Origin of the sequence: Rhodococcus erythropolis NBRC 15567 (assembly GCF_001552595.1) — a bacterium.
Taxonomy (GTDB): domain Bacteria; phylum Actinomycetota; class Actinomycetes; order Mycobacteriales; family Mycobacteriaceae; genus Rhodococcus_F; species Rhodococcus_F erythropolis.
Genome location: NZ_BCRM01000001.1, coordinates 1,191,853 through 1,216,668, shown reverse-complemented (window position 1 = coordinate 1,216,668; position 24,816 = coordinate 1,191,853). Strand labels below are relative to the sequence as shown.

At 62.6% G+C, this 24,816-nt stretch carries 25 protein-coding genes; 11 read left to right on the top strand and 14 right to left on the bottom strand.

The genetic code is table 11. From position 1 onward, the window contains the following. Window positions 1-3 precede the first annotated feature (3 nt). The gene (locus tag RE4_RS31765) at window positions 4-231 is read left to right on the top strand and encodes a GNAT family N-acetyltransferase (RefSeq protein ID WP_290283637.1); all 228 of its coding nucleotides are present in this window, start codon (window positions 4-6) and stop codon (window positions 229-231) included. Here RE4_RS31765 and RE4_RS05865 read toward each other — a convergent pair. Beyond that, a complete protein-coding gene (locus tag RE4_RS05865) occupies window positions 189-779 on the bottom strand; it encodes a TetR/AcrR family transcriptional regulator (RefSeq protein WP_020970457.1) in 591 nt (196 codons plus the stop codon). The two genes, RE4_RS31765 and RE4_RS05865, sit on opposite strands and share 43 nt — an antisense overlap. 112 nt (window positions 780-891) lie before the next feature. Between RE4_RS05865 and RE4_RS05860 the strand changes: the two genes are divergently transcribed. The 3 genes from RE4_RS05860 (at window position 892) to RE4_RS05850 (ending at window position 3,236) form a co-directional block, all read left to right on the top strand. Beyond that, window positions 892-2,130: an MFS transporter gene (locus RE4_RS05860; protein ID WP_020908753.1), complete on the top strand. Its 1,239-nt coding sequence runs from the start codon at window positions 892-894 to the stop codon at window positions 2,128-2,130. A 134-nt stretch (window positions 2,131-2,264) separates the two neighbouring features. Beyond that, window positions 2,265-2,711, top strand: a complete 447-nt coding sequence (locus tag RE4_RS05855) for a hypothetical protein (RefSeq protein WP_021345247.1) — start codon at window positions 2,265-2,267, stop codon at window positions 2,709-2,711. Window positions 2,712-2,867: 156 nt separating this feature from the next. After that, entirely contained in the window at window positions 2,868-3,236 is a 369-nt protein-coding gene (locus RE4_RS05850) for a VOC family protein (RefSeq protein WP_020908755.1), read from the top strand. Window positions 3,237-3,240: 4 nt separating this feature from the next. On the opposite strand, the gene RE4_RS05845 is transcribed toward RE4_RS05850, so the two are convergent. Continuing rightward, a complete protein-coding gene (locus RE4_RS05845; RefSeq protein WP_031333757.1) occupies window positions 3,241-4,587 on the bottom strand; it encodes a cryptochrome/photolyase family protein in 1,347 nt (448 codons plus the stop codon). Between the two features lie 10 nt (window positions 4,588-4,597). Further along, window positions 4,598-5,185, bottom strand: coding sequence for a TetR/AcrR family transcriptional regulator (locus RE4_RS05840; RefSeq protein WP_060938172.1), 588 nt, complete (start codon window positions 5,183-5,185; stop codon window positions 4,598-4,600). 76 nt (window positions 5,186-5,261) lie between these two features. Between RE4_RS05840 and RE4_RS05835 the strand changes: the two genes are divergently transcribed. Further along, a complete protein-coding gene (locus tag RE4_RS05835) occupies window positions 5,262-5,639 on the top strand; it encodes a DUF952 domain-containing protein (protein WP_060938171.1) in 378 nt (125 codons plus the stop codon). Here RE4_RS05835 and RE4_RS05830 read toward each other — a convergent pair. After that, window positions 5,636-6,631 carry a hypothetical protein gene (locus tag RE4_RS05830; RefSeq protein ID WP_060938170.1) on the bottom strand — a complete coding sequence of 332 codons (996 nt, stop codon included), beginning with the start codon at window positions 6,629-6,631 and terminating at the stop codon, window positions 5,636-5,638. The genes RE4_RS05835 and RE4_RS05830 overlap by 4 nt on opposite strands. 89 nt (window positions 6,632-6,720) lie before the next feature. Here RE4_RS05830 and RE4_RS05825 point away from each other — a divergent pair, with 89 nt between their 5' ends. Genes RE4_RS05825 through RE4_RS05815 form a run of 3 tightly spaced genes read left to right on the top strand, consistent with a single transcriptional unit; the run spans window position 6,721 to window position 9,381 of the window. Next, window positions 6,721-7,296, top strand: a complete 576-nt coding sequence (locus tag RE4_RS05825) for a TetR/AcrR family transcriptional regulator (RefSeq protein WP_020970464.1) — start codon at window positions 6,721-6,723, stop codon at window positions 7,294-7,296. Between the two features lie 40 nt (window positions 7,297-7,336). Continuing rightward, window positions 7,337-8,041 carry a response regulator transcription factor gene (locus tag RE4_RS05820; RefSeq protein WP_003939853.1) on the top strand — a complete coding sequence of 235 codons (705 nt, stop codon included), beginning with the start codon at window positions 7,337-7,339 and terminating at the stop codon, window positions 8,039-8,041. After that, window positions 8,038-9,381, top strand: a complete 1,344-nt coding sequence (locus tag RE4_RS05815) for a sensor histidine kinase (protein WP_020908761.1) — start codon at window positions 8,038-8,040, stop codon at window positions 9,379-9,381. The genes RE4_RS05820 and RE4_RS05815 overlap by 4 nt, the downstream gene beginning before the upstream one ends. 5 nt (window positions 9,382-9,386) lie before the next feature. Here RE4_RS05815 and RE4_RS05810 read toward each other — a convergent pair whose 3' ends face one another. Continuing rightward, window positions 9,387-11,663: a SulP family inorganic anion transporter gene (locus RE4_RS05810; protein WP_060938169.1), complete on the bottom strand. Its 2,277-nt coding sequence runs from the start codon at window positions 11,661-11,663 to the stop codon at window positions 9,387-9,389. Between the two features lie 318 nt (window positions 11,664-11,981). On the opposite strand from RE4_RS05810, the gene mgrA reads away from it, so the two are divergent. Then, a complete protein-coding gene (gene mgrA, locus RE4_RS05805) occupies window positions 11,982-13,013 on the top strand; it encodes an L-glyceraldehyde 3-phosphate reductase (protein ID WP_060938275.1) in 1,032 nt (343 codons plus the stop codon). A gap of 13 nt (window positions 13,014-13,026) precedes the next feature. Here the strand turns inward: mgrA and ppk2 are convergent, their stop codons facing one another. Next, on the bottom strand, window positions 13,027-13,992 hold the full coding sequence (gene ppk2, locus RE4_RS05800; RefSeq protein ID WP_020970466.1) for a polyphosphate kinase 2: 966 nt from the start codon (window positions 13,990-13,992) through the stop codon (window positions 13,027-13,029). Between the two features lie 211 nt (window positions 13,993-14,203). Between ppk2 and RE4_RS05795 the strand changes: the two genes are divergently transcribed. Continuing rightward, complete coding sequence (locus RE4_RS05795; RefSeq protein ID WP_019744892.1) at window positions 14,204-16,621, top strand: lysylphosphatidylglycerol synthase transmembrane domain-containing protein; 2,418 nt, start codon at window positions 14,204-14,206, stop codon at window positions 16,619-16,621. 4 nt (window positions 16,622-16,625) lie between these two features. Here RE4_RS05795 and RE4_RS05790 read toward each other — a convergent pair whose 3' ends face one another. Continuing rightward, the gene (locus RE4_RS05790; protein ID WP_020970468.1) at window positions 16,626-16,916 is read right to left on the bottom strand and encodes a hypothetical protein; all 291 of its coding nucleotides are present in this window, start codon (window positions 16,914-16,916) and stop codon (window positions 16,626-16,628) included. 21 nt (window positions 16,917-16,937) lie between these two features. Continuing rightward, a complete protein-coding gene (locus tag RE4_RS05785; RefSeq protein WP_060938168.1) occupies window positions 16,938-17,081 on the bottom strand; it encodes a flavin reductase family protein in 144 nt (47 codons plus the stop codon). 122 nt (window positions 17,082-17,203) lie between these two features. Here RE4_RS05785 and RE4_RS05780 point away from each other — a divergent pair, with 122 nt between their 5' ends. After that, a complete protein-coding gene (locus RE4_RS05780; RefSeq protein ID WP_060938167.1) occupies window positions 17,204-18,415 on the top strand; it encodes a low temperature requirement protein A in 1,212 nt (403 codons plus the stop codon). Window positions 18,416-18,425: 10 nt separating this feature from the next. On the opposite strand, the gene RE4_RS05775 is transcribed toward RE4_RS05780, so the two are convergent. The 6 genes from RE4_RS05775 to RE4_RS05755 all read right to left on the bottom strand — a co-directional run bounded on the left by RE4_RS05775 (window position 18,426) and on the right by RE4_RS05755 (window position 24,678). Beyond that, window positions 18,426-19,418 (bottom strand): helix-turn-helix domain-containing protein, encoded by a 993-nt coding sequence (locus RE4_RS05775; protein ID WP_238076539.1) that lies wholly within the window; start codon window positions 19,416-19,418, stop codon window positions 18,426-18,428. Continuing rightward, window positions 19,411-19,665 carry a hypothetical protein gene (locus RE4_RS31535; RefSeq protein WP_238076541.1) on the bottom strand — a complete coding sequence of 85 codons (255 nt, stop codon included), beginning with the start codon at window positions 19,663-19,665 and terminating at the stop codon, window positions 19,411-19,413. The genes RE4_RS05775 and RE4_RS31535 overlap by 8 nt, the downstream gene beginning before the upstream one ends. Before the next feature lie 105 nt (window positions 19,666-19,770). Then, window positions 19,771-21,168: a dihydrolipoyl dehydrogenase gene (lpdA, locus tag RE4_RS05770; protein ID WP_060938166.1), complete on the bottom strand. Its 1,398-nt coding sequence runs from the start codon at window positions 21,166-21,168 to the stop codon at window positions 19,771-19,773. A gap of 6 nt (window positions 21,169-21,174) precedes the next feature. After that, window positions 21,175-22,692, bottom strand: coding sequence for a dihydrolipoamide acetyltransferase family protein (locus tag RE4_RS05765; protein ID WP_060938165.1), 1,518 nt, complete (start codon window positions 22,690-22,692; stop codon window positions 21,175-21,177). Window positions 22,693-22,694: 2 nt separating this feature from the next. Continuing rightward, entirely contained in the window at window positions 22,695-23,744 is a 1,050-nt protein-coding gene (locus tag RE4_RS05760) for an alpha-ketoacid dehydrogenase subunit beta (protein WP_060938164.1), read from the bottom strand. 10 nt (window positions 23,745-23,754) lie between these two features. Then, the gene (locus RE4_RS05755; protein WP_044479496.1) at window positions 23,755-24,678 is read right to left on the bottom strand and encodes a thiamine pyrophosphate-dependent dehydrogenase E1 component subunit alpha; all 924 of its coding nucleotides are present in this window, start codon (window positions 24,676-24,678) and stop codon (window positions 23,755-23,757) included. Window positions 24,679-24,816 lie beyond the last annotated feature (138 nt).

The window sequence follows — 24,816 nt, the reverse complement described above, 5'->3', positions numbered from 1 at the left end:
GCACTGTCCGAGTGGGCATTCCGCGAAGTAGGGTTTCATCGACTGGAACTCGCACACTCGATCCACAACCCACGATCGTGCCGAGTCGCCACCAAAGCAGGGTTCAGCGAAGAAGGTGTTCGACGAGGCTCTGCCAGGCACGCCGACGGCTGGCACGACATGCACGTCCACGCCCGGCTACGCAGCGATCAGCCTTCGGCACCGACCCGCGCCGCGAGCGCAAGCGTCTGATCCACTAATTCCGCAACTCGCTGCGGCGCGACCGGTTCGAGGTCGAACAGAATTCGGTAGATGATCGGTGCCACCACGTGGTCCACTACCGAATCACCATCCACGTCAGCAGCTTCCGGCCAACGAGCTAGGATCACGTCGATCTGTGTCCGACAGAAAAAGGCGCACTTGAACTTCTTCGTGCCGTCCGGTGCGTGCGTCTGGTCGTCGCTCATCAGCACATCTCGCAGCGATGCGCGACCGACGGGTGCAGACATCTCCTCCAGATAGTCCTGCGCCCAGATCGTCAGATCCCCTCGGAGCGAACCCGTTTCACGCGGGTCGGCGTCCGGTCGCAATCTCTCGATCGAGACATCGGCAAAGACTTCGTTGATGTCGCCCCACCGCCGATAGATGGTCGACGGGGTCACACCCGCATCGGTTGCGATCATCGGCACCGTGATCTCTGCCCGATCACGCTGTTCCAACAACTTACGCGCCGACGCATGCACTGCCTGTTGGATGCGCGCACTGCGGCCACCGGGGCGCGGACCTGCGGACGGACTCATAAATCAATACTAACGCAAAGATGTTGCATTAGGCTACGGCCAGGCGTAGCGTCCCAAACGCAAAGTATTTGCGTTTGAAGTCTTCACCACCCGCACGGGAAGCGCTACGACAATGACAACGACCATTTCACCACCGACCGAGAGCACTTCACGCCCACGCTTGGGGCGAGGCGCCGCTTTCACACTCATCGCCGTCATCATCGCTACGTTCCTGGGCGCCTCCGCGACCCCGACACCGTTGTACGAGCACTATCAACAGTTGTGGGGATTCTCCTCGCTCGCGTCGACGCTCGTGTTCGGCATCTACGCTCTCGCATTGCTCGCCACGCTCTTGACCGCCGGATCCCTGTCCGATCACATCGGCAGGCGCCCGGTCCTGCTCGGAGCGCTCGCCTTGGAGGCGGTCTCGCTCGCCCTGTTCGCCTCGGCCGATGGTTTGACCATTCTGTTGATCGCCCGGGTCGTGCAGGGTGTTGCCACCGGCGCTGCAATCAGCGCTTTGGGTTCGGCGTTGATCGACCTCGAACGCACTCCGGGACGCGGATCGATCATCAACAGCGTTGCTCCGACGGTGGGGCTTGCCGTCGGAGCCGTGGGTTCGAGTCTCATCAGCGAGCACCTGCCCAGGCCAACCAGCACTGTCTACCTGGTCCTTCTCGTACTCGTCGTCCTCGAGATCCTCGGGGTTTGGGCCGCTCCCGAGACTTCGGGCGGACGCCCCGGAGCCTGGCAGTCGCTACGCCCCACCCTTGCTGTTCCTCGCGAGGCCCGAACCATGATTGCGCTCACCGCACCGTGCCTGATCGCGGTCTGGGCGCTGGGCGGTTTCTACCTCTCACTCGGACCGGCGCTGGCGCGCAACGCACTTGACGTTCACAGCTCGCTCATCGGTGCCATCATGGTCGCAACACTGACGGGATTCGGAGCCGCAGCGGTGCTCACCTTCCGCAAACTCGGCGGCCGAACCGTGATGCTGATCGGAACGACCGCCTTGGTGCTCGGGGTGGCCGTCACACTCATCGGTGCTGAAACATCCTCTGCAGTATTGATTCTGGTTGGTACGGCTGTTGCCGGGATCGGCTTCGGAGCAGGATTCCAGGGAACCATCCTGACTGTCATGCCGCTGGCCGAGAACCACGAACGCGCGGGGTTGTTGTCCACCGTCTACGTCATCGCATATCTGGCCAACAGCCTTCCGGCATTGCTGGCCGGCTACCTGGTCGGCAAGGTGGGGTTGGTGGATACGACGCGTGGCTACGGCGCACTCGTCATGGTTCTCGCGGCCGCCGCACTGATCGGACTGCTGGTCACCGGCGAGCGAAAGGTCGAAGCTGTTTCCGTGTCGGAGTAGGTGTCCCCCGATCGGTGGACACACCGTTCCTCCTGCACAGGGTCCCGGAAGTGGACATACGACATCGATCCGCTCCGACATAGTTGTCTTCGAGAGAGCCAACCGAACGCTCACCCGGACAAAGGACACCGACGATGACGAACCCACGCTACGTAGTTGCCGCAATCACAGCTCTGGCCGCCGGCGCCCTCACTTTGGGATTGAGCGGAATCGCCAGTGCCGGAACTCTTCCCACGACCGGCAACACCATCACGATGACGATCGGCAACGACACCGAACAGACAATTCATCTCGAAGGCGCCGACAACCCCTACGGACAGTGGATGCAGAGCCCACGCCAGTCGCTCGCGCCCCACGAGACCGAGATCGTCACGGCATACAACCAGGACCCGCGCGGCCTGACGGTCGACGTCGTCTATTCCACTCCCGGCGGCGGACAAGCCGTCTTCATGGCCAACGACTATCCGCAGTTCGACACCGACGGAACTCGCACCACCGACCCTGATCACTACTTCATCTCGAGCTACATCGACGGCTACTACCCGAACCTGAGCGTCGGGTACCACCTCAGTGCGGTGTGACTGCAGCAGTCGTCATAAGTAATCCATCTGCCTCTCAGACGCACTCGTTCTTGGACATTCGTCCGGCGCGAGGGAAGTGTTGAACACGGCCCCGCACGACCAGGCACACGCCCCGCTGCCGGTGGCCCGAACATCAACGGGAGAGGGAAAACCACAGTGCGACTACCCAACCAGTTTCTGATCTACGTCAGCGATGCCGCCTCCGCAGCAGCGTTCTACGGCGAATTGTTCGACGCGAAGCCTGAGGTCCTCAGCCCTCGGTACATGACCTTCGACCTCGGCGGCGGCGTGGTCCTTGCACTGTGGAGCGGCAAGTCCCGCGACCTCGATCCCGCGACTCCGCGCAATTTCGAAGTCGGCATATTGGTCGACGGCGGGAGCAATGAAATTCGGGCGATCTACGACGAGTGGGTGGCCAAGGGAATTGAGGTCGTCGAAGAGCCAAACGAAGATGTCTTCGGTCTGACATTCGTCATTTCAGATCTGGACGGAAACCGCCTCCGCGTAGCGCCCGCAGATCACTGAGCACTCAGCCCTTGATCTCGCCGTACCGGCGCAAGGCTTCCTCACGCTCATGCGCGTGATCGACGATCGGGTCCGGGTAGTCGACCGGGCGCATCGCCTTCAACGAGTGGACGGCCTTCCCGGGAACATCGCGGAGTTCGGGAACCCACCGACGGACGTATGTGCCGTCGGGATCGAACTTCTCTCCCTGCGTGATGGGGTTGAAGACGCGGAAGAAGGGCGAAGCATCTGTGCCCGACCCTGCAGTCCACTGCCACCCGTGCTGATTGGAGGCCAAGTCACCGTCCACCAGATGCGACATGAAGAACCGTGCGCCACGCCACCACGGAATGTGTAGGTCCTTCACCAGAAAAGACGCGACGATCATTCGCACCCGATTATGCATCCAGTTCTCGGCCGCGAGTTGCCGCATGCCGGCATCCACGATCGGGAAGCCGGTCTTGCCCTCACACCAGGCCGTGAAGGCGGCGTCTGCGTCCACTCCACCGTCGTGACGTAAACGGTCGAACTTGTCGTCGTAGTTTTTCCGCGCGCTGTCGGGGCGTTGAAACAGGATGTCTGCGTAGAAGTCTCGCCACGCCAACTGGCGACGGTAAGCCTGAGCGCCGTCGCCCAGTCGCTTGGAGAGATCTGCCAACATCGTTCGCGGATGGATCGTGCCGTACTTGAGCGGAATCGACATCCGGCTCGTGGTGTCGAGGTCAGGCCGATTTCGTTCGTCGTCGTACCGGTCAAGATCGTTCTCACAGTATTCTTTCCACTGTTCGAGGGCGCCGACCTCACCGACGAAATCGCTGACGGAGGCGGATGGCGCGGGGATACTCACCCGCCGCGGGCCACCCTCCTTGTCGCTCGGATCGAACCAACGGACCGTCTGCGCATCGGTCGACGCGGGGCCCCGCCAACCGTGTTCCATCCACTGACGGAAGTACGGCGTGAACACCTTGTACGGATCACCGTCCGCCTTGGTGACGCGTCCGGGCGCCACGGCATACGGAGATCCGGTGGCGATCAACTCCACCTGCTCCGCCACGGCCGCGTCGCGCCGTCGGCCGTAGGGTCCGTAGTCGGCACTGATGTGAACTTCTTCGGCGCCAACGGATTCCGCTACACGGGGCACCACGTCCGCCGGATCACCTCGAACAACCATCAGTTTTCCGTCGAGTTGATGATCGAGCGCCGTCAAGTTGGCGAACAGTTGATCCTGACGGGGTGAGCCTGCCGGTCCGAGCAGGTTCTCGTCGAGAACGAACAAACCCAACGTCTGCCCGCCGGCATCCGACGCTGCACTCAGGGTGGGAAGGTCACCTACCCTCAGATCACGTCGAAACCAGACCACAGAGTTACTCACCCAGTCGAGCCTACCGATCAGATCCCAGAACGCATCCCACCGCACGAGCTGCAAGTTGCGCAGCTCGTTCTGTTGTCGGTTCGGAAGCGAGCCCGAGCAGTCGCTGCCGGTGCTCCTCCCCGAGCAGCAACGTGTACAACTGATCCGCGCACAGCGCAGCCTTCTGGCCGTGCTGATCGATCAATATCTTCTCCAGAAAGGCAATCGACTTGGCCGGGCCGGATTCGTAGAACGCGGCGGCCAGTTCCGGGAACTGCACGGCCTCGCCGATCATCATGCGGTGCAGCGCAATCGAGTTGTCGCTGTGCAGGGCGATGACGATGTCCACTGCAGCGGCGAGCAGGTCCGACTGGTCGCCACCGGCGTTCTCGACATACGCGTGCTGACGCGAAACAGCAGCAGCAAAGACCGCGGATTTGTCGCCGAAATAGCTGTACACGGTGCGCTTGGCGACGCCGGCCGCTGTGGCAATGGCGTCGATGGTCGTTCGAGCGAACCCGACTTCTCGAAACGAGTCGACCGCAACGTCGAGAATCTCGTTGCGTCGATCAGCTCGCTCCGCGTCGCTGGTTCTCCCACGTCTGCGCGGTTGCTCCATCAAGTCCCCTACTACCGTGCCACTCAATTAATGCTACGTTGACGTTTCATTATTTCGAACACTACAGGAGCACTGCATGACCGGACAACGACTCGTCCACGTCGCCATCGCCGACGACTGGGAAGCATGCAAGCGTTTCGGTGAGTACGAGGTCTCGACGCGCGGAATCAGTTACGACGAGGCGGGATTCATTCGCGCAACCACCCCGGACGCGCTCGATTCGGTGCTCGATCTGGTGTTCGGCGACCTCACGTTGCCACTGATCGTCGCCGTCATCGACCAGGACGCTCTGACCTCCGCGGGCATCAACGTCGAATGGGAGGCGGGAAAGCCCCGAATCCTCCGACCTCTACCGATGGACGAGGACACCGTGGTCGTCGAACTGGTCGTGGAACGCGTTGACGGGGCCTGGCCGATTCCCGACCTGACCCCGTACGCAAGCCCCGCCGGCTAGACCAGCGCAGCCTCGGGTTCGACCACGGGGGTCGACGCCTTCTTCCGGCCGGCGGCGACGCACAGCGCGATCCCGACAGCAATCCAGCACACCAGCACCAGAAGTGGCGTGGCGGCGCCATGGCCGTCGAAGAACGCCATCGAACGGACGGATGCTCCTGCGGCGCCGGGTGGGAGCAGCTGCCCCAAAGCGCCCCAACCCGCGGGCAACCACGCGGCAGTTGTCGCCATACCCGAGAGTGGGTTTCCGATGAACATCATCGTGACGGCGCCCAACGCGAATCCCTTCATCCCGAGCAGGGATTCAAGTCCCAGAATGGGCAACGAGATGGCCGACATGCCCATGGTGAGTGCGAGCGCAGTGAGCAGGTAGTTTCCGTCAAGACTATTGGTGCCGAACTGCAGAATGGCAGTCAGTGCAAAACCCGCGACAACCGCGACGCCGGCAGCGCCCAACACTCGCTTGACAATGCTCCGCGGAAACAGTTGCACGAGAACAACAGCAGGCATGATTCCGCCGAACACCAAGGGCAAGGCCAATGCCGTGAGCCCAGCACCGGTCGGGTCGTCCGCAGTCAGCGGCACAACGTCTTCGACGGGCACCTTTGCCCCCGAGGCCTCCGAGAGGCCGTTGGCCACCCCGGTCAGGGTCTGGGCGATCGGGGTTCCGCCTGCAGTCGCGATCAACACGTGAGGACCGTTGGCATCAACGGCGATTCCGCCGACCACGTCGCGATTCCGAATCGCGTCACGCAGGGCGTCGGCGTCAGCGAATTCTCGAGTATCGAAGGCGCCTTGCTTACTCGCCTCGAGCGAGGTGCTGATCTGTTCGGTTGCCGGAGCTGGACCGGTGATGCCCAACTTCAGTTCGTGCGGGCCACTGTTGACCGAGGGCAGTACGAAGGCAAGCAGCATCAGCCCGATCACGGCGGACAAGCCCAACACCACAGCCACCAACTTCTTGCGGTCCCGTGCTTCAACTTCGGCGTTCATAACTACCTTCCCTAAGTGGAAGTTTTTCCTCCACTATTTGTGGAAGATATTCCTCCGGTTATGATGAACTGTCAATACCGGAGGTGAATGTGCGAGCCGATGCACGTGAACGCAGAAACGCAATAGTCGACGCCGCACGAGCGGTGTTCACCGAGCGCGGGCACGACGCGCCCCTCGACGCAGTCGCAGAACTCGCGAAAGTGGGCATCGCCACGCTGTATCGGAACTTTCCGACGCGCGAGGACCTCGTGACCGCCGTCGCCGTCGCAACACTGACCGATGTTCGCGAGGCTGCCGACATCGCACTCACGGCAATGTCCACCGATCCCACAAACGCGTGGCACACGCTGGTGGACCGCCTCGTGGAACTGCGCCTGGGTGCGCTCATTCCTGCACTGGTGGAACGCAGTTTCACCGAGCTGGCGCCCGAAGTTCTGGCGGTGCGTGAGGTGACGAAATCGAAGATGACCGCGACGATCGGCGCCGCTCAGAGCGCCGGACTGGTTCGCGCCGATCTGCAACCGCTCGAATTCGTCATGGCTCTGGCCAAACTGACGCGTCCGCAAATCGAATTGTCCGACGAGGCCATGCCGAACCTGGTCCCGCGGTTGGTCGCGGTGTTCATGGCCGGTCTGCGTCCGGACGGTACCGACTTGCCGGTCTGATCGGCGAAACCCGACGTACCAGGCAAGGCACAATGGGGCTGTGACCGAGATACCGAAAATCCTCGTAGTCGACGACGACGCAGACGTCCTGACCTCACTCGAACGCGGATTGCGGCTCTCGGGATTCACCGTACTGACGGCAGTGGACGGCGCCGACGCGCTCCGAGTGATCTCCGACAAGCGACCGGACGCGGTAGTCCTCGACATCAACATGCCGGTGCTCGACGGCACCGGTGTGGTGACGGCGCTTCGTGCCGCCGGCAACGAAATCCCGATCTGCGTGCTCAGCGCACGCAACTCGGTCGACGATCGCATCGCCGGGCTCGAATCCGGCGCAGACGACTACATGGTCAAACCGTTTGTCCTCGCCGAACTGGTTGCCCGGATCCGCGCAATGCTCCGTCGCAGCAACACTCCGGCCGGCGATCACTCCGAGGGAACGAACACCCTGCGGGTCGGCAACCTCGACATCGACCTCTCCGGCCGCCGGGTTCGCGTCGACGGCAAGGAAGTACCGCTCACCAAACGTGAATTCGAGCTACTCGAAGTGCTCGCTCACAATTCCGGCATCGTGCTTACTCGCGAACGTCTCCTCGAACTCGTGTGGGGCTACGACTTCGTCGCCGACACCAACGTCGTGGACGTCTTCATCGGCTACCTGCGTCGAAAGTTCGAATCCGGCGGTTCACCTCGTCTGCTGCATACCGTTCGCGGCGTCGGGTTCGTGCTTCGGGAGAACCCGTGAAGCGTCGCCGCTTCTCACTACGAACTCGCGTTGCCGCGGCCGCGGCACTGGGGGCGACGTTCATCGTCATCGCACTCGGCGTGGTCGTTGCACTGGCTATCGCACGAAACAATCTGGCGCAGTTGGACCGTCGCTTGGAGACGGCATCGACGGTCATCGTGGCCAATGCGGCAACAGCGGGACCTTTTCTTGGCGCATTCGGAGACGGCGGAGCGTTCTCCGTGACCATCCGCTCCGACACCGACGGAACCGTCAAATCCAGTACCCCGACGCGACTGCCCGAATTACCGGTCGGCTCGGCGACCGTCGACGTGGACGGTACGAAGTACCGGGCTTACACCGCCGAGGCCGACGGAATCAATGCTCTGGTCTCGCTGGCGGTTCCCTATGCCGAGGCGCGGGACATCACGGTCGACCAACAGCGTCAGGTTGCGTTCTTCGGCGTCGGAGCCGTAGCGGCCGCAGCCGCGTTGGGATGGTTGTTCGGTGGCCCGGCGGTGCGCCCACTCGTGGAATTGACCCGCCGGATCGCCAGGCGAGATCCCGATCTCGCCACCGAGGTTTCCGGCATCCGTGAAGCGGACGAGCTTGCCGCAGCAGCAGAATCGATGCTCAGCGACGTCGCCCGGGCACAGGCCGCGACCAACTCGGCCCTTGCTGCCGCTCGGGACTTTGCTTCCGCCTCGGCTCACGAACTCCGAACTCCGTTGACGGCGATGCGAACCGACATCGAAGTGTTGTCCATTCACGATCTCGACCACGAGCAGCGACGTGAGATCCTCACAGATCTGGCCCGCGCACAGGGCCGCGTCGAATCGACTCTCCGGGACCTGGAGCGACTGGCGAAGGGCGAGTTGTCGACGGCTGAGGACTTCAAGGACACCGATTTGACCGAGGTATGCGACATCGCGGCCGACGATGCACGACGCCACCACCCGAGCGTCGATGTCAGTGTCGTCACGGTGGATTCCCCACTCCCCTATTGCATCCGGGCCCTTCCCGGTGGAATCCGGTTGATCCTCGACAACGCGATCACCAATGCAGTCCGCCACGGCGGCGCGAGCACGGTGCGCATCACCCTCGCGCGCCCGGTCGATTCACCGGACACCGTCACGATCACGATCGACGACAACGGTTGCGGAATACCGGCCGAGGAACGCTCGAGCGTCTTCGAACGCTTCACTCGCGGATCGACGGCAGGCAAGACGGGTTCCGGTTTGGGCCTGGCGCTGGTGGCGCAGCAGGCGGCCCTGCACGGCGGACGCACGACATTTCACGACAGTCCGCTCGGCGGGGCTCGCCTGCTGGTCGAACTCAGGGATCAGCCCGGACCCGAATAGCGCCTTCAGGTCTCGATCAACTCGCCGATCCCTGACGCTGTCACTTCGATGACCCGAGCCGAGCCGATGTCGAAGAACAGTCCGGCGATACGCAGGCGACCATCCACACGGGCCTGACCCACCAGAGGATGGCGTTCGAGAGTCTGCAATTGGACTGCAACATTGACCATTCCGAGCTGATCGACCTCCGAGAAACCTGCCTCGGCCGCAGCACGCGCGACCGGATGGCCACTCGTGTACGCCTGCAGACTCGTCTCCGCATGCCGCAGCCATTCCCCGACAACTCCCGATTCCGACGAACTGTTCGTCAGGAGTGCTTGCATCGCTCCGCAGCCCGAATGTCCGCACACGATCACCGAACTGACACCCAACTCGTCGATCCCGAAGGCCAGTGCCGCTTCCACCGACGTATCGCGGCCGCCGGCAGGAACCAAGTTTCCGACGTTGCGCACAGTGAACAGGTCACCTGGGCCACTGCTCGTGATGATGTTCGGCACCACTCGCGAATCTGCGCAGGTAAGGAAAAGAGAGTCGGGATTCTGGCCGTCGCGCAACTGATCCATGTGCGGCCGTATCGCTTCGGCGCGATGGCGATGATAGTTGGACACCCCGTCGAGAATGGGTCGCAAGGCTGGCGGGCTGCTCAGATTCCTTCCCGAAGCCTGTGGTTGCCAACTACCCCACGGAGCGAGCAATCCGCGCAGGTCGGTGACTGCGGCGCCGCGCTTCGGCGGACCGGTGGTCGCGCTCTCCATACTCACCGAGCCAACTTCGTCGATGATCACCGAACCACCTGCCAACTCGTACTGCCTCGCCCACTCTTCGATGACGTCGAAGACGGCATGGTCGAGGAAGTCGACGGACAACTCGACGGTGACGTCCGACCGCGGCGGGATGCCGGCGAGTACCGAGGTGAGCTTGGGCAGCACCAGGAAGGTGCACGACCCTTCGACCAGCACCCGCCACTTCCCGGAATCCTTGTCACCCAACTCTTCTGCCGTGACCGACGCACGGATGACACGCCACACCAGGAGGGCGATCGCCAACGCCAATCCGATCAGCACGCCCTCGAGCAGGTTCAAGAACACGACGCCGACCACCGTGATGCCGTACACCCACAGATCACCGGTGCGTCGCGCCAACCGAATGTGCGCCAGCTTGACCAGTTGAATACCGATGACGATCAACAGTCCGGCAAGCGCAGACTTCGGAATCTGCTGCACCAACCCGGCCAGCGCGGCCGAGAACAGCAGGATCCACAGGCCGTGCATGATCGACGACGCACGGGATTTCGCCCCGGCTTCGACATTGGTGGCGCTGCGTACGATCACACCCGTGACGGGCAGGCCGCCGATCGCCCCGGACACCATGTTCGCAGTACCTTGGCCGAGCATCTCACGATCGAAGTTCGAGCGCGGGCCCGAGTGCATCTTGTCCACAGCCACAGCCGAGAGCAGACTCTCGACGCTGGCGATCAGTGCGATGGTCAGGATGCCGGTTGCGACGCCGAGCCACTGGCCGTCCGGCAGAGCGGGAAGTCCGATCGAGTCCAACAAAGATCCGTCGAGAGCAATACGTTCGACGTCGATCGGCAGCAGGAGCGAAGCGAGAGTTGCCAATACGATGCCGACCAATGCCGCAGGCACCTTCCGGACGCCCGCGGGGAGATAGCGCCACCCGAGAAGAGTGGCGATGACAACGAGTCCGATCATCAAGTCCTCGACGTGCAGGGCACCGATCTGTGCGGGCAACTGCCGTAGATTGTCCAGCGCCGAACTGGCCGAGCTTCCGCCTAGCAACACGTGAACCTGTTGTAGCGCAATGGTGATGCCGATACCGGCGAGCATCGCATGCACCACCACCGGCGCAATAGCCAGTGCCGCACGGGCAATTCGGCTGAGCCCGAACACAATCTGCAAAATTCCGGCGCCGACGGTGATCAGGCAGGTGACTTTCCACCCGAACTTGCCGATCAGTTCGGCGACCACCACGGTCAGACCGGCTGCGGGACCACTGACTTGCAGCGGTGAACCTCCCACCGCTCCGGCCACTACTCCGCCGACGATCGCGGCGATCAGACCTGCCATGATCGGCGCCCCGGAGGCGATCGCAATTCCCAAGGACAAGGGAAGCGCCACCAGGAAGACGACCAGCGACGCCGGCACGTCGTATCTGATCAGTTGCTCGAGATAATGCCGGCTTCCACCACCCGGCGGAGACGAATCCCCCACGACGGCTTCGTCTGCGGATGATTGTGCGTGCACTACGGACTGCGTCGACATAGATCTCCTCGCCGGACCCCGGATCCGGCTGCTGGGCAACATGTTCGAAGCGAATCGGCGATCGGTATCGCCGATCGACTGTGACCATGGTAACCGCGATTCCTTACTGTTCCCTTAGATGCGAACCCAGACGTGGTCGACGTCACCGCCGCCCGGCACTGTGACTCGAACCTGAACGTCGGTCCAGAAGAGCGATCGAATTGCTTTAACCCGCAAGCATTTTCGTACGGGTCGCCCGAGTGTTCAGCACAGCTGAATGCCGTCGGCGATAATGGTCGGGAGTAAATGCTCAACCACAACGATGTGAAGGCAGGCACCATGTCCGATCAGTACGTCGCCGCGCAGGACCGCTACGAAGCCATGCCCTACCGCCGAACCGGTCGGAGCGGTCTCAAACTCCCGGCGATCTCGCTCGGGCTCTGGCACAACTTCGGCGACGACGTACCGATCGAGAACCAGCGCGCAGTCCTGCGGCGGGCATTCGATCTCGGAATCACGCACTTCGATCTGGCCAACAACTACGGGCCGCCGTACGGAAGCGCCGAGACGAACTTCGGCAGGATCCTGCGTGAGGATTTCCCTTCGTACCGCGAGGAGTTGGTCATCTCGTCGAAGGCCGGGTGGGACATGTGGCCCGGTCCTTACGGGTTCGGCGGTTCCCGCAAGTACTTGCTGTCATCCCTCGACCAGTCGCTCGGCCGACTCGGAGTCGATTACGTCGACATCTTCTACAGCCATCGCCCCGACGCCGAGACTCCGATCGACGAGACCGCAGGCGCGCTGATCAGTGCCGTTCAGCAGGGCAAGGCGCTGTACGCGGGTATCAGTTCGTATTCGCCGGAGCGCACCCGTGAAATCGCCGCACTGCTCGCCGCTGCGGGGGTCCCTTTGTTGATCCACCAGCCGAGCTATTCGATGCTGAATCGGTGGATCGAGCAGGACCTGCTTTCGGCTGTCGACGATCTCGGAGTGGGCGTCATCGCGTTCTCGCCGCTCGCGCAAGGCATGCTCACCGACCGGTATCTGAACGGCGTCCCCGAGAATTCTCGCGCCGCCCAAGGTAAGTCACTCGATCCGTCGTGGTTGACCGACGACGCTCTCACCCACATCCGCGCGCTCAACGACATCGCGGCAGACCGCGGCCAGTCGCTGGCTCAGCTGGCACTGAGTTGGGCACTCCGCGATTCGCGGGTCACCTCGGTATTGATCGGTGCATCCAGCGTCGCCCAACTCGAAGCCAACGTCGGCGCGCTCGACAATCTCGAATTCAGCACAGCCGAACTGGCCTCCATAGATCAGCACGCAAAGGACAGCGGCATCAATCTGTGGGCAGAGGCCAGTTCGATCTGAGCGATCACCTGCGCTAGAGCTGAGGCAACTCCACGTTCACGTGCTCGCCCTCTTCGAATACGGCCGAAGCAGGCCCGACGATCAAGGGATCCGGAGTACCGACTGCCCGGTGATCCTTGTTGGGATAGTCGAAGCTGGCGAGCACGTGACGCATCGCTTCGAGGCGGGCGCGCTTCTTGTCGTTGCTCTTGATCACCGTCCAGGGCGCATCCCCGGTATCGGTGTAGAAGAACATCGCTTCCTTGGCCTGCGTGTAGTCGTCCCACTTGTCGAGCGAAGCCAGATCAGTCGGTGAGAGCTTCCACTGACGCACCGGGTCTGTTCGACGGGCTGCGAATCGCGCCAACTGCTCTTCCCGGCTGACCGAGAACCACAGCTTGTGCAGATGGATCCCGGAGTTGACGAGCATCCGCTCGAAGTCCGGGGTCTCTCTCATGAACTCGAGGTACTGAGTCGGCGTGCAGTAACCCATCACTCGTTCGACACCGGCGCGGTTGTACCAGGACCGGTCCATCATCACGATCTCGCCGCCGCTGGGTAGGTGTGCGACATACCTCTGGAAGTACCACTGCGTTCGCTCGATGTCTGTGGGCTTCTCGAGCGCGACGACCCGGGCACCACGAGGATTGAGATGCTCGGTGAACCTCTTGATCGACCCGCCCTTACCGGCAGCATCGCGACCTTCGAAGATAATGAGCACTTTCTGCCCGGTTTCCTTGACCCACAGCTGCAGCTTGAGCAACTCGATCTGCAGACGCCGCTTCTTCCGCTCGTACTCGCGGCGCGACATCTTCTTCTCGTACGGATAGCCCTGCTTCCAGGCATCCGCGAACTCTGAGGGCTCGAGTCCGCCGAGCTTGTGCTTGAGACTCGAGAGCTCGTCGATCTCGGCCGCATAGTCCTCGGTGACGGAAATTCTGGTCGACGGGGTCGGCAGGTCAGGAACCCGACCGTCCACACCGCTGGAGTCGGGGCTCATGAATACGCACTCCCTGTCGTCGAAATGAACGAACGTCCGGAAAGTGAATTTTACGCGCCGAAGCCCTCCGCCGCGGGGCCGAAGCGAATGTTGCTTGGCATCGAGGAGGTAACGACAGGTCCGGCTTCCCAGGCGCCGAACCCCCACGCGGTACCTTGATCGAGGTAACTGAGACGGTCGGTAACCCCCGAGAGAAGAGAGTTCTGGCGAGATGCGAGTAGACGGACGGGAGATCCCGGTAACGGGAAGCCTCCTGCCACCACTGCACCGCCGTACGAGCGACATCATGCGGGTCGCGATCGCTGCCGTGCTGCTCGGCGGCGTCATCGCGGGCTCTCTGATCACCCGAAGTCAGTGGGACGCCCTCGAAACGTCGGTGTCCAACATCGTCGGAGTGCTGTCGCCGAGCCTGTCCGACACTGTGTACCTCCTCTACGGCATCGCAATCCTGGCGCTACCGTTTGCCATTCTGATCGGGCTCATCGTGGGGCGCCGATGGAAGTTGCTGGCCGGATACGCCGCTGCCGGCCTGTGCGCCGGACTCGCGCTGTCGTTCACCGGTACAGGACTCGCCGCACCCAAGTGGCACCTCGACGTCCCCGACCGACTCGACGCCACGTTCCTGTCCCAATTTCTCGACGATCCGCGGTGGATTGCGATGCTCGCGGCGGTGCTCACCGTCTCGGGTCCGTGGCTACCGAAAAAGTGGCGACGAGCCTGGTGGACGCTGCTTCTGCTGTTTGCGCCCATTCACCTGATCGTCAGCTCGATCGTTCCCGCCCGATCGATGCTGGGTCTCGCCGTCGGCTATCTGATCGGCGCGGTGATCGTTCTTGCCGTCGGCACACCTGCCCTCGAAGTGCCGTTGGACTCTGCAGTACGCGTGCTCGCGCGGCGTGGTTACCGCGTCACCGCTTTCCGCGTCGTGAGTCCCTCGGGAATCGGCCCGCTGGTCATGTCCGCCGACATCGACAAGGCTCCGGACGACGAACCGTTCGACGAACTGATTGTCGAGTTGTACGGACAGAACCAGCGAAGCAGCGGAGCAATTCGACAGACGTTCCGCTGGATCTCGTTCCGGAACCGTGAAACTCCTCCCCCTTACGGATCGCTTCGGCGCGCCGTCGAACATCGCGCGCTGATGGGTATCGCGTTCGCCGACATCGGTCTGGCCAGTTCCAAAGCCGTCGCCATCTCGGTGCTCGATCGCGGATGGGAGATGTACGCCCGCCCGAGCCCCCGCGGTATCCCACTTGCCGTCGCCGTCGAAAACCAGGCGGACGAGGAAGAATCCTCCAAACTGATCGACGCGTTGTGGCAAACACTGCACACCATTCACGTACATCAGATGGCGCACGGTGACCTGCGCGCTTCCGAGATTCGCGTCGAGGGCGGAACGATCCTCTTCGGCGGCTACGCGTACTCCGAATTCGGCGCCACCGAAGTTCAGATGCAGTCCGACAACGCCCAACTTCTTTTTGCCACCGCATCACTGTTCGGCGTCGACGCAGCGGTGGACGCCGCGATTCGTGCGCAAGGCGCAGACACGATTCTCGCTGCCTCCGGCCGATTGACCACCTCGGCGTTGCCCAACCGAATTCGGCGGACCGCCGAGGATTCGGCAAAATTGATGACCGAGATCCGAGACGAGGTCGGCGCGAAGAACGGGATCGAAAAGGTCGCTCCCGCACAGGTCACCCGGTTCAGTCGCAATCAACTGATCCAGCTCGTTCTGCTCATCGGATTGGTCTACGTCGCCTATCCGTTCATCAGCCAGGTACCCGCATTCATCACGGAGTTGAAGACAGCCAACTGGTGGTGGGCACTGCTCGGCCTCGGCGTCTCCGCACTGACGTACGTCGGCGCGGCAGCGGCCCTGTGGGCCTGTGCGTCGTCGATGGTCAGTTACCGCAACCTCCTGATCATGCAGGTGGCCAACACCTTTGCCGCGACGACAACTCCGGCCGGAGTCGGCGGGCTCGCCCTGAGTGTGCGGTTCCTGCAGAAGGGCGGACTCGGTACCGTCCGTGCAACGGCCGCAGTCGCGCTTCAACAGACGGTTCAGGTGGTCACCCACGTCGGCTTGCTGATCTTCTTCTCGATCGTCGCCGGACGCGATACAAACCTCTCGCACTTCATCCCGGGATCCACTGTTCTGTATCTGGCGGGTGGCGTCGCGCTCGGAGTTCTCGGTGCATTCATGTTCATTCCGAAACTTCGTGGGTGGCTGCGCGACGATCTGCGTCCTCAGATCACCGAGGTGTTGGGTGAACTGAGCCAACTTGCACGAAACCCGACCCGATTCCTCATCATCGTGGGCGGCAGCGCTGCAACAACTCTCGGTGCCGCCCTGGCTCTGTGGGCAAGCGTCGAGGCATTCGGCGGCGGAACGACGTTCATCACCGTCACCATCGTGACGATGATCGGTGGAACCCTCGCCTCGGCAGCTCCGACACCGGGTGGCGTCGGAGCCGTCGAGGCCGCCCTCATCGGTGGCCTGTCCGCGTTCGGATTGCCGGCAAGCATCGCTGTGCCGTCGGTTCTGCTCTACCGAGTCCTGACCTGCTGGCTCCCGGTGTTCTGCGGCTGGCCGACCCTGCGCTGGCTGCAGAAGAACGACATGGTCTGAGCGTTCACTGCCGGCGAACGATGTGCGCCTGCAACGCTTCACCGTCGTCGTCGACCCAGCCCTTGCCCTGGGCGTAGTCGACCATCGCCGCCACTCCGTCGACGTCAGTGGCGCTCTCGCGAACACGGGCTACCGAGATGAATGCACTTCCACCGCTGACGTATCCGTAATTCCGAAGGCGCAAGAGCTCGTCCAGTTCGGAATCGGCGATGTCGCCGGTCACCTCGACGTGAAAGGCCTTCAGGTTGTCCACATCGCGGACGCTGACGCGGCCGTTGTCCACCAGTACATACATGGCTTTCCTTTCCTGGATCACTCACGACGGTGAGTGCGTACCGAATACACGCCGGTGATAGGTCAGTGGATTCGCCTCGCAGTGCCAGGCGTCGTCCACCGATCCTGTCACGATCTTGTGATCACCACCGTCCACGACGGCGTCCACGGTGCACGCGATCCAGATGGGAGCCTGCCCCTCCCTGACGGCATGCGCGTGAGCGCGGACAGCATAAGCACTACTTCAAAAAAACGGACAACTTCGCTGCCTACCAGCACTGTTGATGCCGATAACCGATACTGAGCTTTATGTCGGAACTCGGAAATGAACCAGACTCGAAGCAGAAGGCGGTGCTCGAGCGACACGCGTCATGGATCGAATTGTTCTTCGACCTGGTCGTGGTAGCCGGTATCGGTCAGCTGGCTCACCTGCTCCACGGTTCGCCGTCGTGGTCGGATGTCGCGCTCTACGCCTTGCTCTATCTCGCGTTCTGGACCGCATGGGCGACGTTCACGATGTACGGCAACGTTGCCGGCGACCGCGTCCGAATCCCGAGCATGCTGATCGCCATGTTCGGACTGGCAGTCATGATGGCGGCCGTGGCCGGCATCCACGACAACCATGCGCTGGCCTTCGCTGTCGCCTACGTGGCCGTACGTCTGCTCGCGAGTCGGGTGTGGCACAACGGCCAGATCGTCGTGGACTGGCCGATCGCCCAGATGTCTCTCGGTGTGATCCCGTGGATCGTCTCGTTCTGGTTCGAGGGTGAAACTCGGTTCTGGCTCTGGACTGCCGGTGTGACCATCGATCTGCTGATCATGTTCCTCGTCTCCGGCAGCGCGATCATGGAAGACGCGCAGGAAAAGCTCGACCGCATCATCAAGGTTCGCGGGTTCAAGGACGACCGGATGCCCGAACTCGAAGCCCTGCACTCCGATCGGGCTCATCTTGCCGAGCGGCTGGGCCTGTACGTCATCATCGTATTGGGCGAGGGTGTGATCCTCGTGATCTCTGCAGCCTCGAAGCTCACCTGGGACTCCACGGTGGTCAGCCTCGCAGTCGGATCGTTTGTCCTGCTCTCGGGTATGTGGGCACTCTCGCTTCTCTACGGCCACGCCGGTGTTCCGCACCTGCAGCCCGAGAAGTTTCCCGCTCGCATCGACATGGCACTGCACTGTTTCACCACCGGCGCTATCGCGGTTCTGGTCGCGGGCCTCGGAGCTGCCACCGAACACGGCGCGGAACACACACCCGCGAACCTACGGTGGTTGTTGTGCGGAAGCATCGCAGTCTATTTCGGAATCAGCACCGTGGCGGGGCTGTTTGCGCGATCGGACCGACGGTGGCTGCTCGGCTGGGCGCTCCCCTGCACCGCCGTCCCCATCGTCATGGGCATTGTCGGCACGCACATGAGCGCCACGTGGATCATCTGGGTGCTGGTGGCCACCGTGACCTGGCAGAACGGCTACGAGTATGCGCAGGTGCGGCGTTCGCGCCGCTCTGCTGTGCGCCTTTATTAACCCCCCGCGGTTAATAAAGGCGCACAGCAGGGACGGTCTTTACCCTCACCGCCGGGTCGAAGCGATAGGGCTGAGCCAGCACGATTCCAGCCAATCGCTTACGCAACCTCGACATCTCGGCCCGGACGGTCACCGTCTTACGCGGATCGCCGAACAACTCTGAGGCGAGCTGCGAGGCCGTGAGACCCTCGGGCGCCTGTGTCAGAGCCAGGAGGATCTGCGAATGACGCGGGCTGAGGTCGATGCTCCAACCTCCCAAGTCCGAGGAGTACCGCAGTTCCATCGCATTCGAATCTCGCAGGTCCAATTCGACTTCGGCACAGACATTTCCAGACGCCGGGTTCGTCTGAGGGCGAATGAGCCAGCCGCCCGGAAGTGGCTCGCACATACACAATCCGAGTGACGGGAGCCAATGCTCGCCGCTGCTCATCACTTTCGGCAGTGCGATGCGGTAGATCGGCGCCATCGAATCCACCGCAGCAACCCAGCCACTACGGTCCACAACCATTGTCGGCTGACTCGCGCGAGCCAGCGTCGACGCCGAGATCATCCGAAGCCGATCCAATCCGATTCGATGCTTCTCCCGCAGTGCGGATTCCGCCAGTCTGGCCACGCTGTCCACCAAAGCGAGAGTCGACGGGTGGACAGTGCCCGCTGCGCCGGCGACGTTGACGACGGCGAGCGCCCGGCGACTACGCGGATCCCGAACCGTCGCCCCGGAGCAAGTCCACGGATGCTGCGAGCGCGAGTAGTGCTCGGCCGAGAACACCTGCACTGCCGAACCTGATGCCAACGAAGTACCGATCCCGTTGGTACCGACAGCTTCCTCGGTCCACGACGCACCCTCGATCATCCCGAGGCGTTCGGCCCGATCCAGCATTCGACCGGGCCCGTGGCGCCAGAGGATGCGACCCTGTCGGTCCGCCACCACTATCAAATTCGCGTCGTCCGGGCCGACGAGCGGCGCCAGACCGCGTACCGCCTCGTCGAAGATCTCAGTCATTCCGGCCGCAACCCCGACTCTCTTCGATCTCCGAGGCACGAGTGGTCTTCGTGATCGAACACCGCTCCGGATCGAGACCGAGGGCGCGCAGACGCGACCACGAATCGGCGATCACGGAGCGCGGGCGCGCGGGCGGTTTGCGCCCGGACATCGTTGCTTCGTACACGGATTCGAGAACACGTGCGTACTGCGCCGGGTCTTCACCACTACCCAGGGCCGGTTCGAGTCGATTCGTTGCGCCGATCACACTCCAGTCCTATGTGATGGGGTCATCGAAAGCGAGCGTTGCACCCGGTTGCAGAGTTGTCCGCGTGCGTGAACGTAGGACGTCGTTCACGCACGCGGACTGTGCTCATGCGTTGAGGGGTCTCCCCAGCGCCGAGAGCACAGACTCGTGCATTGCCTCCGAGAGCGTCGGATGAGCAAACACGACCTCGGCGAGATCATCGCCGGTGGCTTCGAGGGATCGGGCGATACCGAAACCCTGGATCTGCTCGGTCACATCCGGACCGACCATGTGCGCGCCGAGCAGTTCCCCGGTATCGGCGTCGAAGATCGTCTTGACGAAGCCTTCGGCCTCGCCGATCGCCAATGCCTTGCCGTTCGCCTGCAGGTCGAAGTGTCCGACCCGCAGCGTGCGACCAGTACCGGCGCACTGCTTCTCCGTCAGACCCAGACTCGCCACCTGCGGGCGGGCATACGTGCATCCCGGAACGTAGTCGCGATCGAGCGGATGAACATCGGCCACGCCTGCCAGCTTTTCGACGCACAGGACAGCTTCGTGACTTGCCTTGTGCGCCAGACATGGAGCGCCCGCGACGTCACCGATTGCGTAGATCCCGAAGGCACTGGTACGGCACCACTGGTCGGTGACGATCGCACCACGCTCGATCTCGACGCCCAGAGCCTCCAACCCCAGATCCTCGACGTTGCCGGTGATCCCGGCAGCCACCAACACCCGGTCCACGGTCACCGCCTGGACACCGTCGCTCGTCTGCACGTTCACTTCGACGGCGTCGGCGCCGACGGTCACCGCCGACACCGAGGCTCCGGTGTGAATCGTGATGCCACGCTTCTCGAACTGCTTGCGCACGAACGCCGAAATCTCTTCGTCCTCGACCGGCATGATGTGTGGTGCCATCTCGACGATGGTCACCTCGGTGCCGAGATCGCGGTACAGGCTGGCGAATTCGACTCCGATCGCGCCGGACCCGATCACGAGCAGCGACTTCGGTAGTTCCTTCGGGACGAGTGCGTCGAAGTAGGTCCACACCCGATCACCGTCGGGGGCAACCCCGGGAATCGAACGCGGCCGGGCGCCGGTTGCAATGATCACGTGGTCGGCTCGATACGTCTGACCTTCCACGGACACGACGCCCTTGTCCACCAACTTCGCGGTGCCTGAGATGACGTCTACGCCGTTCTTCTTCATCAGGTAGGCAACACCGCCGGACAATTTCTCCGAAACCCCTCGGCTGAACGACACCAACTTCGAGATGTCGAACTGGACAGACGCCGAACTGAATCCGTATTTGTCGAGTTCACTCAAGGTATGCGCGACGTCCGCGCCGTGAAGCATCGCTTTGGTGGGGATACAACCCCAGTTGAGGCAGATTCCGCCGAGGCGATCACGTTCTACCAGCGCAACGTTCAACCCCAACTGGGCGGCCCGGATCGCCGCCACGTAACCACCGGGGCCACCACCGATGACAAGAACGTCGTACTTCTTCGACGTATTGCTTTCCACCACAGCCCCTTACACCAACATCAGCGCGGGAGAAGCGACAAAGCGCTGGAGCTCCCGAAGGAAGGTCGCACCCAAGGCTCCGTCGATCACCCGGTGATCGCACGAGAGGGTCACGGTCATCACGGTCCGGACGGAAACACTGTCGCCGACCACCACGGCCCGCTTCTCCCCCGCACCTACGGCCAGGATCGCTCCCTGGGGCGGGTTGATGATCGCGTCGAATGCCTTGATCCCGAACATGCCGAGGTTGGACACCGTGAACGTTCCGCCTTGGAATTCTTCGGGACGGAGTTTGCCGGTCTTCGCCTTGGTGGCCAACGAGAGCACCTCACCGGAGATGTCCGCCAACGACTTGGTGTTCGCACTACGCACGATGGGCGTAATCAGTCCGGTCGGAAGTGCAACTGCCACCGAGACATCCGCCGACGCGAATCGAAGAACCGATTCGTTCGCGGCATCGAATTGGACGTTCACGTCCGGCACCTTCATCAGCGCAGCCGCGCAGGCCTTCACGATGAAGTCGTTGACCGACAGCTTGACCGCCGGGACAGTCGAATTGATCTCCTTGCGCAGAGCGAGGAGCGCATCGAGCTCGAGATCCGCCGTGAGCCGGAAATGGGGAGCCTGCTGCTTGGACGCCTGCAACCTGCCGGCGATTGCCGATCGCATGGGCGTGAACGGAATTGTGTCGTACTCGGGTTCGACGGCAATGGTTCCCGTCTGAGCCGCCGCTTCTGGCAGGAGCTGCGCGGAACGAGCGGCGTCGTGCACGTCGGCGACGCAGACGCGTCCCCGCGAGCCTGTCGGACGACAATCGTGCAGGTTTACGCCCAGCGATCGGGCAGTTCTGCGTGCGACCGGGGTGGCAGGCACGGCACTGTCGTCGGCGGTTGATCGCAGCGGGAGGCCGGATCTCGTGGCCGGCGCTACTGTCGCAACAGTGCCACCGGCGTCACGAATCGCGTCGTCGATGTCTCGGACACTGATCCGCCCGAGTGGGCCGGTACCAACTACGGCGGCGAGATCGATTCCGAGCGCTTCGGCACGTCGGAGTGCTCGAGGACTCGCAAACACGTCGCTCTGCGTCGTGCCCTGCAGAACACTCGGTACGACGGTGGAACCGGTTGGTGCAGGTTTCGCTGCAACAACCACCTTCGCAGCGGGTGTAGCCGTAGGTGTCGCGGGAGCCTCCGGTTCGGCAACTGGTGAGGGTGCCGGCTCTTCCGCCGGCGCGGTTGCGCCGCGAGCGGCGAGGAACTGCTCGATCTCCGCATCCGTCGTGGACGCATCGGCGGACACACCGATCACGGCACCGACGGGCAGAGTCTGCCCCGGTATGCCGACGATCTTGCGGAGAACACCGTCGAACGGCGCCTCCAGTTCGTTGGTGATCTTGCTGGTCTCGATCTCACAGATCAACTGGCCCTTGGTGAACGAGTCACCTTCCTCGATGAGCCACGCGTTGACCAACCCCTCCTCCATGGAGAGCCCCCATTTGGGGATGTCGATAGCTTTGATGTCAGCCATGATCAGGCTCTCACCAGCTTGCGAACCGACTCTTCGATGCGCGCAACGTCAGGCAGCCAGGCAGTTTCGAGGGTCGGTGAGAACGGAACCGGAGTATGTGGCGGCGTGATCAGTTCGATCGGCGCTTTCAGGTAGTTGAATCCCTTGGTGGCGATCAGCGCGGCCACGTCGTGCCCGAAACCGCAGCGGGCGGCGGATTCGTCGACGATCACGACGCGTCCGGTCGATGCGACGGATTCGAGGATGCCGTCCTCGTCCAATGGTGAGACGGTACGAGGATCGACGACCTCGACCGAAATACCCTCGGCGGCCAGCTTGTCCGCTACGTCATTGGCGCGGTTCACCATTGCGGACAAAGCGATGATCGTGACGTCGTCGCCCTGCCTGGTGTAGTTGGCGACGCCGAACGGAATCGCGTACGGCTCGTCCGGCACCTCGCCCTTGAGGTCGTAGAGCACCTTGTGCTCACAGAACACAACAGGATCGTCGTCCCGGATAGCCTGGATGAGAAGGCCTTTGGCGTCGTAGGCGTTGGACGGCGCGACCACTTTCAGGCCAGGCACCGCGGCAAACACGTTGTACGGAGACTGAGAGTGCTGCGCAGCGGCGGAGAAACCGGCGCCGATCATGCCTCGCACCACCAGCGGAGTTCTGGCTTTGCCACCGAACATGTAGCGGAACTTGGCAGCCTGGTTGTAGAGCGCGTCGTAGGAGACTCCGAAGAAGTCCATGAACATCAGCTCGGCGACCGGCCTCAGCCCGGTCAGTGCGGCTCCGGCAGCCATTCCGATGATCGCGGATTCGGTGATCGGGGTATCGATTACACGCTCCGATCCGAACTCCGTCCACAATCCCTTGGTGACGCCCAGGACACCGCCGAATGCCTCGATCTTCTTCGTCTCCAGATCGGGATTGGTACCGGCATGCCCACCGCGTACGTCCTCACCGATCAGGACGACGCTCGGATCTCGTTGCATTTCTTGAGCGATGGCCTCTTTGACGGCCTCGCGGTAGGTCTTCTTCGACACGTTCTCGGCTTCCACGCTTGTCATCTCGGGCTCCTCAGTACGACACGTAGACATCGGTCAGCAGATTTTCGACTGGTGGGTACGCTGCGGCGCGCGCCTTCGCCACCGCCTCGTCCACCAGCACTCGCGACTGCTCGTCCACCGCGTCCAGATCAGCGGTGCTGACCTTCTTCGCATCCACACTGCTACGGAAATTCTTGAGCGGATCCTTGGTTTCCCGCAGTTGCGCAACCTGTTCCGCCGTGCGGTACAGCTGCGCGTCACCCTCGAAGTGGCCGTGCCAACGGAATGCGGCCGCCTCGATCGTGGTAGGGCCACCGCCGGTCCTGGCTCGCTCGGATGCTTCCGCCATCGCGTCGTAGACCGCGAAGAAGTCGGTGCCGTCCACCTTGACGGCAGGCATTCCGAAGGATGCAGCGCGGGCGGCGATGTCGGGTGCGCCCACCGCGTAGTCGGTTCCTGTTGCTTCACCGAATCCGTTGTTCTCGATCACGAAGACGATCGGAAGATCCAGCACCACAGCCATGTTCATCGCCTCGAAGACGGTTCCCTGGTTGGATCCACCGTCTCCCGTGAACGACGCTGCGATGACGCCGTTTCGAAGTGTCTTGCCACTCAGTGCAGCGCCGATCGCCAACGACGGGGCTCCGCCGACAATCGCATTGGCACCCAGCATTCCCACGGACAGGTCGGCGATGTGCATCGACCCACCCTTACCGCGGCACAAGCCGTCGTCCTTGCCGAAGATCTCGGCCATCATGCCGTTCAGATCGCAGCCCTTGGCGATGCAGTGCCCGTGACCGCGGTGAGTGGATCCGATGTAGTCGGCGTCGCTCAGGTTCTCGCACACTCCCACTGCGATGGCTTCCTGGCCCGAGTAGAGGTGAATGAAGCCGGGGATGTCACCGGTTGCATTCTCTTCGTGCAATCGATCCTCGAACGCGCGGATGCGCGACATCTTCTCGTACGCCTTCAGCAATGCATCCCGGTCCAGCCCTGAATGAGGCTTGGCCCCGGTCTTTTTCGATCCTGACGTTGCCGGCTTCTGCGCCGTCCGTTGAACCACCGTCACACTCCTCGTTCTCGATCACTCGTC

Excerpts from the sequence above, each read along its gene's own strand:
- RE4_RS05865 (WP_020970457.1), bottom strand. The coding sequence starts at position 779 with ATGAGTCCGTCCGCAGGTCCGCGCCCCGGTGGCCGCAGTGCGCGCATC.
- RE4_RS05860 (WP_020908753.1), top strand. The coding sequence starts at position 892 with ATGACAACGACCATTTCACCACCGACCGAGAGCACTTCACGCCCACGC.
- RE4_RS05855 (WP_021345247.1), top strand. The coding sequence starts at position 2,265 with ATGACGAACCCACGCTACGTAGTTGCCGCAATCACAGCTCTGGCCGCC.
- RE4_RS05840 (WP_060938172.1), bottom strand. The coding sequence starts at position 5,185 with ATGGAGCAACCGCGCAGACGTGGGAGAACCAGCGACGCGGAGCGAGCT.
- RE4_RS05835 (WP_060938171.1), top strand. The coding sequence starts at position 5,262 with ATGACCGGACAACGACTCGTCCACGTCGCCATCGCCGACGACTGGGAA.
- RE4_RS05830 (WP_060938170.1), bottom strand. The coding sequence starts at position 6,631 with ATGAACGCCGAAGTTGAAGCACGGGACCGCAAGAAGTTGGTGGCTGTG.
- RE4_RS05810 (WP_060938169.1), bottom strand. The coding sequence starts at position 11,663 with ATGTCGACGCAGTCCGTAGTGCACGCACAATCATCCGCAGACGAAGCC.
- mgrA (WP_060938275.1), top strand. The coding sequence starts at position 11,982 with ATGTCCGATCAGTACGTCGCCGCGCAGGACCGCTACGAAGCCATGCCC.
- ppk2 (WP_020970466.1), bottom strand. The coding sequence starts at position 13,992 with ATGAGCCCCGACTCCAGCGGTGTGGACGGTCGGGTTCCTGACCTGCCG.
- RE4_RS05795 (WP_019744892.1), top strand. The coding sequence starts at position 14,204 with ATGCGAGTAGACGGACGGGAGATCCCGGTAACGGGAAGCCTCCTGCCA.
- RE4_RS05790 (WP_020970468.1), bottom strand. The coding sequence starts at position 16,916 with ATGTATGTACTGGTGGACAACGGCCGCGTCAGCGTCCGCGATGTGGAC.
- RE4_RS05780 (WP_060938167.1), top strand. The coding sequence starts at position 17,204 with ATGTCGGAACTCGGAAATGAACCAGACTCGAAGCAGAAGGCGGTGCTC.
- RE4_RS05775 (WP_238076539.1), bottom strand. The coding sequence starts at position 19,418 with ATGACTGAGATCTTCGACGAGGCGGTACGCGGTCTGGCGCCGCTCGTC.
- RE4_RS05765 (WP_060938165.1), bottom strand. The coding sequence starts at position 22,692 with ATGGCTGACATCAAAGCTATCGACATCCCCAAATGGGGGCTCTCCATG.
- RE4_RS05760 (WP_060938164.1), bottom strand. The coding sequence starts at position 23,744 with ATGACAAGCGTGGAAGCCGAGAACGTGTCGAAGAAGACCTACCGCGAG.
- RE4_RS05755 (WP_044479496.1), bottom strand. The coding sequence starts at position 24,678 with ATGTCGCGCATCCGCGCGTTCGAGGATCGATTGCACGAAGAGAATGCA.